The sequence below is a fragment of the Acidaminobacter sp. QWL-03 genome (genome assembly GCF_058683855.1).
Genome location: NZ_CM178752.1, coordinates 3,252,984 through 3,265,007, shown reverse-complemented (window position 1 = coordinate 3,265,007; position 12,024 = coordinate 3,252,984). Strand labels below are relative to the sequence as shown.

General features: G+C 51.5%; 9 protein-coding genes. 2 read left to right on the top strand and 7 right to left on the bottom strand.

The window, feature by feature from the left end:
• Positions 1–56 precede the first annotated feature (56 nt).
• Positions 57–446: a secondary thiamine-phosphate synthase enzyme YjbQ gene (locus tag AC4PHM_RS15095; RefSeq protein ID WP_492018557.1), complete on the top strand. Its 390-nt coding sequence runs from the start codon at positions 57–59 to the stop codon at positions 444–446.
• Positions 447–603: 157 nt separating this feature from the next.
• Here the strand turns inward: AC4PHM_RS15095 and AC4PHM_RS15090 are convergent, their stop codons facing one another.
• The 5 genes from AC4PHM_RS15090 to AC4PHM_RS15070 form a co-directional block, all read right to left on the bottom strand.
• The gene (locus tag AC4PHM_RS15090; RefSeq protein ID WP_492018556.1) at positions 604–1,527 is read right to left on the bottom strand and encodes a DMT family transporter; all 924 of its coding nucleotides are present in this window, start codon (positions 1,525–1,527) and stop codon (positions 604–606) included.
• A gap of 35 nt (positions 1,528–1,562) precedes the next feature.
• The gene (locus AC4PHM_RS15085) at positions 1,563–3,020 is read right to left on the bottom strand and encodes a diguanylate cyclase (protein ID WP_492018555.1); all 1,458 of its coding nucleotides are present in this window, start codon (positions 3,018–3,020) and stop codon (positions 1,563–1,565) included.
• A 142-nt stretch (positions 3,021–3,162) separates the two neighbouring features.
• A complete protein-coding gene (locus AC4PHM_RS15080; RefSeq protein WP_492018554.1) occupies positions 3,163–4,773 on the bottom strand; it encodes a hypothetical protein in 1,611 nt (536 codons plus the stop codon).
• Complete coding sequence (locus tag AC4PHM_RS15075; protein ID WP_492018553.1) at positions 4,766–5,482, bottom strand: ABC transporter ATP-binding protein; 717 nt, start codon at positions 5,480–5,482, stop codon at positions 4,766–4,768. Before AC4PHM_RS15075 ends, AC4PHM_RS15080 begins: the two co-directional genes overlap by 8 nt.
• A 192-nt stretch (positions 5,483–5,674) precedes the next feature.
• Positions 5,675–6,973: an IS110 family RNA-guided transposase gene (locus tag AC4PHM_RS15070; protein WP_492018262.1), complete on the bottom strand. Its 1,299-nt coding sequence runs from the start codon at positions 6,971–6,973 to the stop codon at positions 5,675–5,677.
• Between the two features lie 704 nt (positions 6,974–7,677).
• On the opposite strand from AC4PHM_RS15070, the gene AC4PHM_RS15065 reads away from it, so the two are divergent.
• Positions 7,678–9,306, top strand: coding sequence for an amidohydrolase (locus AC4PHM_RS15065; protein ID WP_492018552.1), 1,629 nt, complete (start codon positions 7,678–7,680; stop codon positions 9,304–9,306).
• Between the two features lie 126 nt (positions 9,307–9,432).
• Here the strand turns inward: AC4PHM_RS15065 and brnQ are convergent, their stop codons facing one another.
• Together brnQ and AC4PHM_RS15055 are read right to left on the bottom strand one after the other, a co-directional pair.
• A complete protein-coding gene (brnQ, locus tag AC4PHM_RS15060; RefSeq protein WP_492018551.1) occupies positions 9,433–10,770 on the bottom strand; it encodes a branched-chain amino acid transport system II carrier protein in 1,338 nt (445 codons plus the stop codon).
• A gap of 340 nt (positions 10,771–11,110) precedes the next feature.
• On the bottom strand, positions 11,111–12,016 hold the full coding sequence (locus tag AC4PHM_RS15055) for a hypothetical protein (protein WP_492018550.1): 906 nt from the start codon (positions 12,014–12,016) through the stop codon (positions 11,111–11,113).
• Positions 12,017–12,024: the final 8 nt, after the last annotated feature.

The following is a 12,024-nucleotide window of genomic DNA, read 5'->3' as shown; positions in this document are numbered from 1 at the left end:
CCTCTCCGTCGAACCGCATATATCTGTAACATTATCCATAGAAGGAGGCCTTTCCCTTGATCGACATTCGCACCACCGCACCTCAGGAAATGATTGATATCACCCGACTCATCCGGGAGGAGGTTCATAACCACGGCCTGAAGGACGGTCTCGTGGCCGTGTTCGTTCCTCATACTACGGCTGGCATCACCATTAATGAAAATGCGGATCCGGATGTGGTCCACGACATGCTGGCCGCCTTGGAGAGAACCTACCCTGCGCATGGTCCTTACCGCCACGCGGAAGGCAACAGCCACGCCCATATCAAAGCCTCGCTGATGGGATCCTCGGTAATGGTTCCCGTCAAAGATAGAAGACTCAGCTTGGGCATATGGCAGAGCATCTATCTGTGTGAGTTTGACGGGCCGAGAAATCGTCAAGTTGAAGTACAGTTTTTTGAGAGGTAAGCTGATAAAACATTCTCATAAGCAGAAAAGCCCCCGGCGACGGGGGCTTACGTTTTAAAATGTTTAGGTCTTTTCAAACAATAAATCGCTGAAATGGTTATAAATTAGCCAATTCAGCGATTTATTGTTGTCCTGTTATTCAAACTGATTTTCATTTTTAATGCCCTTCCTGTCTTCTCGTCACCACAAAAGCCATAGACAGTATAATAAGGCCCCCCGCCACTTCCTTCAGTCCAGGCACTTCGCCCAGCAGCACCACCGTTGCCAAAATCCCATAGACCGGCTCCAGGCTGGCAATGACGCTGGCGGTCTGAGCTTTAATTCGCTTCAGACTGCTGATAAAGAGCGTATGGGAAATCCCGGTGAAGACGACGCCCAGAATTGCCAGCAAGACCAAAGAACGCACATCCAGGGCGGGCTTGAGGGGGATGACCATGGGCAGTAGTACCAATGCCGCAGCAGCAAACTGATACAGCGAGACCTGTCGGCTGGGGTACTGGGCCACATATTTCTTATTGAGGACCGAAAGCAGCGCAAAGGTCAGGCCGGACAGAATACCCCACAGGGCGCCCAAGGTCACCTGATTGCTTAAGCTGAAGTCAGGGATGACAAGACTGACACCCAACATGGTCACCAAGGCAATGAGTACGTCCTGAAATCGAAAGGTGCTCTTCAGAATCCAGGGTTCAATAAAGGTCACGAAGACCGGAAAGGTCGAAAACGTCAGCAGGCCAACGGCCACGGTCGACAGTTGGATCGCCATGAAGAACGCGGTCCAGTGGATCGCCAGGACAATGCCCAGCAGCAGAAAGACCACGTAGTCCCGGCGCTGATTCAGGCGAATCCTCTCGCCGCGAGCCCGCATGATCACATAAAGGAACGGCACCGCAAAACACACCCGTCCCAGAGAAATCGCCAGCGGGTGCAGCGTCAGCCACTTACCAAAGAGCCCCGCGAGACCGAAGAGCAGGACGGCGAGGTGCGCCTCCGTCAGCCCCCTTCTGTGGCCAAGTTGCGCAGTATCACTTGATGAGAGGCTGTCCGCAGGTCTTTGATATCGTTTTGAATCTTGTTTCTGCATCTGCCTGCTGGCCTCCTTCAATGCGAAAATGACCTTTAGACGCCCTCTTCGCCCCGAACCCACGGAACGAACTTCACATCTTCTGTCAAGAGGTGTCCCACAATGATCTCATCCATCAGAAACAGGATCATGTCCGACTTGACCACGTGGCCCTCCAGCATCAATTTCTTTACCTGCAGCCCTTTCGACAGAAGGTGTTGGTGAAAGCGCACATGAAAAGTCGCGGCCGGGTATCCCACTTGTTTCAGGATCGCCTCTTCCTCTTTGAAATGTGACGCCACATGCTCAAGCAGCTGATCGAAAGCCTGGGTCAGCTCGTCGGGCTGCACATCCTGCTGCATCATGGCCACTATACCATTTGCATAGATCAAGAGCGTCTTATGGGCTTCATCGATCAGCGCATTGCCGCAGGCCCATTCTTCATTCCAGACCATTTCAGACGACTCTGTCAGATAGGTGTGATCGCTCCACTCGGACACCATGTTGCGACCGTGGCCCTTAGACCGGTACATGGCCCGGTCTGCTCTGGTAAACCAGTTTTCCAACTGCTCGCCATAGCGGTGCTCAGCCACCCCAAAGCTGGCAGTGACTCTGCCGATGGTCGGATGCAGCACTTGACTCAGCGCTTTTCTCAGTTTTTCCGCAACCATCACAGCACTTTTCTGAGATGTACCGGGCATGAGGACGACAAATTCCTCACCACCCCAACGTGCGAAGAGATCCGTAGACCGAATCGTACTCATAACTTCAACCGACATCCGCTTCAGCACCGAGTCTCCAAAGCCGTGGCCCCACTGGTCGTTGATTTTCTTGAAAAAATCGAGATCAAAAATCAGCAGCGAAAGCGGTGTACCATACCGCCGGGAGCGATCGATCTCACCCATGGCGCGTTTTTCAAAATAAAAGCGGTTGTAGGCGCCTGTCAGCTGATCTGTAATGGTCACCTTTTCCAACGTCTCATTTTTCAGTTTTAACGCCATTGAGAGTTCCGACAGCTGGGCCTCAGAGGCCTTCAGCTGTTCAATCAGCTGATTCTTGGCTTCGATTTCCTTCATGAGTTCCCGCTCAAGAACTTTGCGCTCGGAGATGTCCCGTGTCACGCCTATGATTTCAACCGCACCGGGGACTTCTGTTTTGATGACTTGAATCGACATTTCAACATCGACTAAATGTCCATCCTTGTGAAATTGCTGGAGCTCGTAAATGAATTTCCGACCCTCGAGTTCCGGGTCTCCAGCCAGGAATCTTGGAATGAATTCGGCCGTGATCGCTTTCATTTTTTCCAGAGATTCAGGCGACAGTGCGTCCCCAAGACTCTCTTTCATAGCCTCTTCAGGCGTTAGCCCTCTGAGCGCAAAAATAGCCGGGCTGATGTACTTGAATCGCCCGGTGTTAAAGTCGAGAAGCCAGATACAATCTGCCATATTGTCTGTCAAAAATTTATACCGCTCAGCGAGCTCTCTTTCCTGATGTGACGCTGATCCAGAGGACATCGAGTTCCATCCTTTGCAAAATTGAATGAGGTGATGAAACTGGGGGTCAATAGGCACAGCCACTGACACCCAGTTTCATTCCTCTTCATCATACTAAATTCCATTGACATAAGAAAGGGATTATTTCGCCTTCTCAGCAGCCTCAACCTTCCAGCCCTTTTAAAAGCTTTTCGCCCCGCGCTGCCAAATAGGCGTACAGACCGGCACTCAAGATGACCAGCAGTACCAGCACCCCAAAGGACACCCAGTGGGCGTTCAGCTCAGGGTATTTGATGACCAGCGTCAAAGGCCCAGCGACGCTTCCCATTCCAACGAGCAGCGTGATCAGCGTCGCGGCGCTCTGTTTGACAGGCTGGGTCTCACTCATCCAGTCCAGAAGCGGGAATCGCAAGTTGATCACGAGACCTGCCAGGGACATGAATACGGCGTAGGCGGCGGGGAGGGTTAGGAGGAGGAGACTGTCGGCAGGGCCTGTTTTTAAGGCCCCCATCAGGAGCAGGCCATTGACCAGCACCGCCGGCAGGGTCATGGTCAGGTTGACACCCAGCTTACTGTGAAAGACCGTCATGGCCTTCACCGGCGCAGACTTGGCAATCCAAAGGGCCTTGCCCTCCAGGGAAATGGCGCAGGCCGTCGTGGAGGACAGCGCCATGAAGGTCGAGGCCATCAGCGGCGCCATGCGGTTGATATAGCCCGCGAAGTAAGGCATTTCAAGGAGCTGGCCGATGGACTCCGGTCTGAAAAACATGAGCGCCACCGACATGGCGGTGAACAAAATCACGCCAAACGCGGTATTCAGAACATAGATGGGCGAGGCAAAATAACGTCTGAACTCACGACTATACATAGCCCGCAGCGCGCTTACGCCCTCCTGAGGGTGAGCCCCCATGACGAACCGGCGGCGGGTTGAGGCGGCGGTCAGTCTGGAATGGATCCGTTTGAAGCGATAGCCCACCAAAGCAGCAAATGCCGCGAAAACCGCCAGAGACAACAGCAGAAAGGCCAAAAAGGCTGAAGTCTGTCCCAAAACGACGCCATTCACATAGAAGCCCGCCAGAGGATAGAGGTTGTTGATAAAACCTGTCAGCGCGCCTGTGATGTCCGCAATGTTGACGCCCTCCGCGTTGAACGAGCTGGATCCTGCCATAAACACCAGCACAGCTGCGGCGGACAGAAGGATGTTGATCAGGTTCTTATAGCGAAACTTGGCCGAAACCAGGTGGATCAGGATGCCTATGACAGTTGCCGCGACTATGGGCACAAATGGGATCACGAGGAGGGAGACCGCAAAGCGGCCATAAAACAGCGGCTCCGGCTGGGCGCGAAGACCATAGACCACACCAGCCGGCACCATGACCATCAGGACGAAGCCAATGTTCAGCAGATAGAGGGCCATCATCCGGCTTGCCACCACGACCGCGGTTTTGACGGGCAGAGCCATGATCATATCGTAATCGCGGAAGCTGAAGAGTGTCCCGTTGACTTTGTAGATGGTCGTCATCAGGGTGACCAGCGAGGCGGTGGCCATCATGAGGCCAGGCAGGAGCGGCAAGGCGTCGACGGTTTCGAAGGCTTTGCCGACCTGGTCGCTGTAAACATAGGAAATGCCTGTGAAATAAACGATTAGGAACAAGGCGCCTATGGCGGCGAACAGGTTCTTGCGCCTTTGACCTGGGATCTTGGTATGTAGGGCTTTGTTGAGGCCGAACCATCCCAGCAGCTGGAGTCTTGTGAGTGACCATAGACTACGCATGGTCCGTCAGCTCCAGGAAGACTTCTTCCAGGCTCGAGTCGCCGACAATGTCATCCATCAGCCCCGCGATGACGAGCTCGCCCTGGCGGATGATCGCAATTTTGTTGCATAACTTCTCCGCGACATCCAGCACATGGGTGGAGAAAAAGATCGCGCCGCCGTTTAGACAAAGCTGAGCAAAGATGTCCTTCAATGTCTTGGCAGCTTTGGGGTCCAGTCCCACAAAGGGCTCGTCCAGGATCATCAGCTTAGGCTCGTGGATCAGCGCGGCAATGATGGCCAGCTTCTGCTTCATGCCGTGGGAGTAAGCGCCGATCAAATCGCCAAGGTCGCTCAGGAGTTCAAACTCCTCTGCATAGTGGCGGATGCGAGTCTCACGGGCAGCTGAGGGAATCTCGAAGATGTCCGCAATAAACTCGAGGTATTGAATACCTGTCAGATAATCGTAGAGGTCCGGGTTGTCCGGTATGTAGGCGAGTTTCTTTTTGCAGGCCACGGGATCTTCGAGGATGGAGCTCCCGTCCACCAGAATATCCCCCTCTTCAAAGTCCAGTACGCCTGCGATCGCTTTGATAGTGGTGGTCTTCCCTGCGCCGTTGTGACCGGCGAAGCCGTAGAGGTCTCCCGGCTCAATGTTTAGTGTTAGGTTAGAGACGGCCTTCTTGCCGCCTTTGTAGGTTTTTGAAAAGTTTCGGATTTCCAGCATCATGTTCAACCCTCCGGTTCAATGATTTTCCACAATTTTGTATACCCTTTTCAGGGCCGGAATACCCAATTTAGACCAGCTAAGGAAAGTCAATTCTTTTCTTTAAGAAAGATAAAAAATTGAGTTTAAAAAATGGGTACAACAAACTAAGCCATTGAAAAGTACGAACAATGGCTATTTTTCAATTCCATTGAATCAGGCAGCTATAAGTTGTAGTTTTGCCGCTCTCCAGGATTGGTGTTCTTCTGGCTGTCTGACTTCAAATGGCTTATCATCTCGCAATACTGCAAAAATATAGTGTAATAGCTTATGCATAACTGCAACGAGTGCAACTTTTTTCTTCTTGCTTCCACATTTTTTCTGATAATAGTCCCTCAGGATTGGGTTGACTTCCTCGCCATTGCTCTTAGTACTTATTGCGGTTAATGCAACCGTAAACAGGACTCTTCGCCCAATTCGAGTGCCTCGTTTGGAGATCTTATTTTGATCCCCTTTAAACTTCCCTGATTCGTTAACACTTGGATCAATGCCAAAGTATGCAACAAATGCCTTTGGGGACTTGAACATCCTAAAATCACCGATCTCGGCGATCAGTGTTACAGCGGAAATGTAGCCTATTCCAGGGAGTTGGTCTATCAGCTCGATTTGACGTTTAACTGTTGCCGGAAAGTCCATAGAATTAACAATTTCACGGATCTTGTTAACGATGCTTTCCAAATTCTTTTGAAGACTTATGATATTATCCACACAGATTTTTATCTTAATCCCCAGCATTGAGAATTCCATGGGCATAGAAGCAGCATTGGAAGCATACTCAAGTAGTCCATCCACTTTCTTCGAAGCCCAAGACGCACCTTTACGACCATGTTTAGCAATCAATTCTATGAGTATAGAGCGCTCCGCAGATAAGATATCCATAGGGGTTGAAAAGTCCTTTAGAAGCGCCAAAGAGGCTTTGCCATAAGGCTCTGAGAAGACTTTTCTATATCCAGGGAACAGTAGATAAAGATCTGTGCTAAGCCGGTTTTTCATTTCAGTGATAGTATCAGAGAGTGAATAGTACTCTCTTACCATCATACGAAGTGCGAGGACTTGGGGCTCAGGAATAATTGAAAACTTAACGTTTTGATACTTCGCAAGTTTTGCAATCTTTTCAGCATCTTTTGAATCGTTTTTCACTTTTCTTATGTCAAGATTTTTGATAGAATGTACAGACAAAGGGTTGAGGACAAATCCTTTGAGGTCATTCGATCTCAGAAAGAAGAAGAGTGGTAAATGAAAGATACCCGTAGATTCTACGAAGTAGATGGGCTTTCGTTGTAACCGCTCTTCTTCGTTTTTGAGAATCTCTAATAGTTTTTGGAATCCAGAGGGGTTGTGATCAATTCGAAAAGGTTTTCGAATCAGAGCACCCGACGGCTCTAACATGGCAACAAAAGAAAACTCTGAAGAGACATCGAAGCCCACTACAAAATCATCAATAAATCGGGACAAAACTAGCACAACCTTTCGTACAGAATGAATCAGAGCTTCCACTGTATGAAGAACGTCTAACAAACTTGCGTTTGAAACGGGTAACACACGAAGGTGGCCCAACCAGCTAAACATCGAATCGTTCTTGTGGAGTGACACTCTTAATCGCGGATAAAGCCTCGAGATGAGGGATCCAGTTGGGGAGCATGTCTATCTCTCTGACAAGTGAGATTATAACATCATGTAGACTGGCTTTCATCAACAATTGAGCCTCTGATTCATCTGAACAATATATACTTAGTTTTCAAGGAACGTTCGGTCATCAAGTGCTTATCTAACCTATCTCTATCTTACAAGTTGGGGACGCGGACGGGATTTGGTTTGGGGACGCGGACAAGATTTGGTTTAGTACCTGACACTCAATTCAATTCAGTGCCAGAGCATGTGAAGATGACTCTCAATGAGTGCGCTGACCCCCTAATCCCATGCATTCTAAAAGTCATAAACCACCCCTGCACAAATGTAAAACTATTTTTACAACTTCTCCCACTCAAGTGCATTCTTATTGATTTTCAGAAACACTCCTTAGTCCTGAGCAGTTTTCAAAATCCACATAAGCGGCCTAAATGAAGCTCTCAAGTCGTTACCACTACAAGACGAAGAGAAAATCAAGAATTGGCACAATATTTGCGATTACTGAAGACAAGATTTAGGAGGCGATTTGAATGCAACAAAAGCAAAAGTTGTTTGCCAACGGCCGGATTTTTACGGCCAACCCAAAGCAGCCCTATGCCGACACCATGGTCATTCGAAACGGAAAAATAGTGTGGATTGGAAACGAAGCCGACATCGATCACACAACCCTGGCTAAGGCCTCTCAGCCCACAACCACCGACCTCAAAGGCCGCAGGGTCCTGCCAGGGTTGATCGATGCCCACATGCACCCAGTGTACCTTGCCAGCGCCGCGGCTCAGATTGCCTGCACCCCGCCCGCCCTTTATTCCATTGAAGACATGATTGATCACATACGCAAAAGGCGCGAATCCCAAGGCCCCGGCGTCTGGATCGAAGGCTGGGGCTACGACGAAGGCAAGCTGAAAGAAGGCCGCACCCCGACGCGCCACGACTTGGACCGAGCGACCACCGACGCCCCCATCAGCATGATGCGCACCTGTGCCCACATCTACTCTGTCAACAGCATGGCCCTGGAACTCGCCGGCATAGACCGCAACACGCCGGATCCGGCTGGCGGCGCCATAGGCCGCGATGCGGACGGCGAACCAAATGGCATCCTCTACGAAACTGCCCGGGAGCTGCTCTTCAAAGCCCTCCCAGAGAAAAAACTCGCAGAAACCGCCGCCCGCCTTGCCGACCTCAGCACTACCCTGCTTTCCAAGGGCATCACCGGCGTCACTGAAATGTTTGCCCGCACAGGCCCCACGGATTACTACGACCTTTACACCGCCGCCCGCCAGGCCGGTTTCCGCCAGCGCGTCGCCCTCTACTACGTGTGGGATGATCTGAAGAACGCGCCACCCTTTGCCCCTGAGCGCCTCGATCACAACCAGCCCATTTTTGTAGGTGGTGTCAAGACTTTAGCCGATGGCAGCGTTTCCGGCAGAACCGCCTGGGTCGACCCGCCCTTTCTTTCCGAACACCAGGGTGATGATCCAATTGCCAACTGCGGCATGGCCACCATCACCCCGGACGAACTCAGCGCCGCCGGCGCTTATGCCAAGACCCACAATCTCCAGCTACTCGCTCATGCTATGGGCGAAAAAGCCATCGACATGATCATCGATACCTTTTACCAGAAAGCCGATGCCCCTCAGCTTCGCATCGAACACGCTGCCATGCCAACATCGACGGCGCTGAAAAAGTGTGCCGAAATGGGCGTTGCCTTTGTCACTCAGCCAGTGTTTCTTTTTGCGGAAATCGAGAGCTATCTCAATAACCTTGGCCACGGCCGCACGAAGACTGCTTATCCTGTCCGTTCCATTCTCGACGCCGGTGTCCAGCTCGCCTTTTCCTCAGACGCGCCGGCGACCTCCTGGGCAGACCCATCAAATCCTTTCGTGGGCATCCAGGCTGCGGTCACCCGCACAAGCTATGATGGCACCGACAACGGCCAACAGCACCGTGTCGATTCAGCCACCGCCATCGAACTCTATACCCGAGAGGCGTCCAAGGTCGTTGGCTTCCCAGGCGTTGGACAGCTCACGCCTGGCTGCGAAGCAGATTTTATCGTCCTCGACCGCGACATCCTGGAGATTGACCCTATGAACATCGGCCAGACTCAAGTTCTGGAGACGTATATGGGCGGGGCGTTGGTGTATGAGAGAGCGTTAAAATAGCGTACATATACTTCGAAATTAAAGGAACTCAGCACCGTCGGCCGTGTGCCTTACGGTGCTGAGTTCCTTTTTGTGGAAGTCGGTGTCTGACACCGACTTCCAGTTACACTCATTTCAAAACCAACCCTAAGCTGTTTTCACAACCGCTTCACTCTTCTTGCCCTTGAAAATCACGCCACCCGCAATACCGCCAACAATCGCCGGCACGATCCAGGCAAAGCCCTGGCCCGCGAGAGGAATCGCCATGTAGAGATTGGTTAAAGCCGCCGGCAGCTGGAACCCAGCAATGGCTCCAATAATTGAGAAGGAGTCGTATAAGCTGACGAGGACAACCAACAATGCGGAGCCCTTCCAAACACCATCGTTAGGGATGAACTTGCTGAAGAGGCCCAGGATCACCAGCAAAATGGAGATTGGGTAGATGCCCATAAAGATCGGTCCAGCAATGACAATAATCTTGGCAACGCCGCCCATGGCTTGGATGACGCCAATGCCGCAAGTGAGGGCAACGCCGACTTTATAACTGATCCTTTGCTTCGAAATGCCATTAAGAAAGTCCGCCACAACCGCCGTCAAACCAACTGAGGTTGTCAAGCAAGCGAGGGCAACCGCAACTGCGAGAGCGTACAATCCGCCGTTGCCGACAAGCTTCTGCACAAGACCGGTGAGGAGTACGGTATGATCCGTGCCAGCTTCAAACAGGCTGTTACCTGTCGCGCCAAGATATTCGAGGCCGCCATAGACCACAAAGAGACCAACAAACGCGACGACGCACGCAAGAAGAATCATCTTGATGTTGCTCGCCTTTTCAGTGTAGCCCTTGCCGCGGAGCGCTTCGACAAAGATCACCGCACAGAGGAGCCCCGTCAGAACGTCTCCCGTCTGATACGCCTGGGTGAAAGCAAAGTAGAAAGGATTCGCGAGCTCCGTCGCGACCGGCACACCGAGCGGGTTGACAACCGCCAAAACGACTATGCCTACGAGGATGAGAAGCAGCACCGGCGTCAGCACTTTGCCCACCTTGTCAATGACCTGGGATTTGTCGTTGGCGAAGTAATATGTCAGTGCGAAAAAAGCGATAATGGCGATGGGCTTCAGGAGACCGGGGTCGACCATCGGCAAAATCACGCTGAAGCCGGTTTCATAAGCAACCGCCGCCGTCCGCGGGATCGTGATGAGCATACCGACGCCAATCATGACGAGGACATTGTAAACTTGGTAGAACCACGGGGTGATAGGGCGGGTGAGATCTTTGAAGGTGCCGCCCGCGCTCGCGACTGCCGCGACAGCGAGGATCGGGAGCGCGATGCCTGTCAGAACAAGGCCCACCAACCCCGAGACCCAGTTCGCTCCCGTCTCAAAACCAATAAACGGCGGGAAAATCAGATTGCCGGCGCCAAAATAAATGGCAAACATTGCAAAGCCCACTACCACTGCGTCACGAAACATGTTTTTGTTTTCCATAATTCCCCTACTTTCTTTATGATGATGTTGAATAATAACGTCACCGATCTATAAAGCAAGAGGGATGCCAAACAGTCATTTTTTAAAGCAATCAAAAAATAATTTGTTTTGCCGATGGGTTTAGGTATTTAAGCCGTGTTTCAGCATATCTTTGATCCTCGCCGACACGCTTAAATGTCCTTAACGAGCACCCAACCTGTATTCAACCATAGGATCTGTAAAAATATTCTGTCATCTTGTAAAATTATTTTGATCATCACCTAAAAAAGGACCCGCCAACATGGCAGGCCCTCTCTTAAGTTAATTTAACGCCACAAGATCACAGATCCTCACTTCGCCGCTAGAATTCCAGCTCTGGTGCGTTCAGAACGTTTTCAATCATCTTCAACACAAAGCTTCCGGACACCAGCGACAGCTTCCACTGGTCCGCCCCAAACCTCACGAGGAGATGCTCGTTCAGCCCGGCGCTGATCACGAAGGCTTCATTCCCGGCAATCTTATCTTCCGAAAGATTGTACACCTCCAGAGTGGTCACGGCTCTCGGCACAAGAAACGCCATGGCAAACTTCGCATGATCCCCTGTCAGCCTGACCTGATCACCCTCGAGAATCTTCACCATTTCGAGGCGATTCAAGATGCTGGTGAGTTCAGCCCGATCAATCGTCAAAGTGCCACCGTCCTGCCTCCCCTTGACCATTGCCACGAGCGAACCCGGTACCGGCTCGCTCAGATGAGTCTCCAGCGCGGAGACAGTCACGTCAGGTGCACCGACCTGCCACAACCCCAGCATGGCTGTCTTTCTGTATAAATCCACCAGCCCCAGATAGACCAGTGCCTCTGCCGATGGCAGCCCAACCTCCAAATCCCAGCCAATCACACGGGACATTCCGGTGACCTGTGAGAGCGCCAGCAGCGTTGGCTGAAGTGTCGCCGGCGCTGTAACCTCCAGCCCTTCCTCCATACGTTCCACAAGGGCAAACGCCTCGTCTTTTCGAAAGCCAATTTTCTCAATCAAAGCATTACCCTCGCGAATGGCAATTCGGCCAGAACGCTGGGGCGCTGCCAAGACTTCCAGCATCTCTTTGGCTTCATTTCTGATCCCGGATTCAGTCAGGATTCCGGATTCCTTTAAAAGAGCCTCACCCTGAACCAGATCCCCTGTTCCAGCGCTTTTCAAGGGGCTCAAACTGTTGTCTGTTTTATAGAGACCGGCCAGGTAGGCCAAAGTGTTAAAATTGAGTTGCATGATACCCC

What these genes read in the sequence shown, in the direction of transcription:
- AC4PHM_RS15055 (WP_492018550.1), bottom strand. Translation starts at nt 12,016, where the DNA reads ATGCAACTCAATTTTAACACTTTGGCCTACCTGGCCGGTCTCTATAAA.
- AC4PHM_RS15085 (WP_492018555.1), bottom strand. Translation starts at nt 3,020, where the DNA reads ATGTCCTCTGGATCAGCGTCACATCAGGAAAGAGAGCTCGCTGAGCGG.
- brnQ (WP_492018551.1), bottom strand. Translation starts at nt 10,770, where the DNA reads ATGGAAAACAAAAACATGTTTCGTGACGCAGTGGTAGTGGGCTTTGCA.
- AC4PHM_RS15090 (WP_492018556.1), bottom strand. Translation starts at nt 1,527, where the DNA reads ATGCAGAAACAAGATTCAAAACGATATCAAAGACCTGCGGACAGCCTC.
- AC4PHM_RS15080 (WP_492018554.1), bottom strand. Translation starts at nt 4,773, where the DNA reads ATGCGTAGTCTATGGTCACTCACAAGACTCCAGCTGCTGGGATGGTTC.
- AC4PHM_RS15065 (WP_492018552.1), top strand. Translation starts at nt 7,678, where the DNA reads ATGCAACAAAAGCAAAAGTTGTTTGCCAACGGCCGGATTTTTACGGCC.
- AC4PHM_RS15075 (WP_492018553.1), bottom strand. Translation starts at nt 5,482, where the DNA reads ATGATGCTGGAAATCCGAAACTTTTCAAAAACCTACAAAGGCGGCAAG.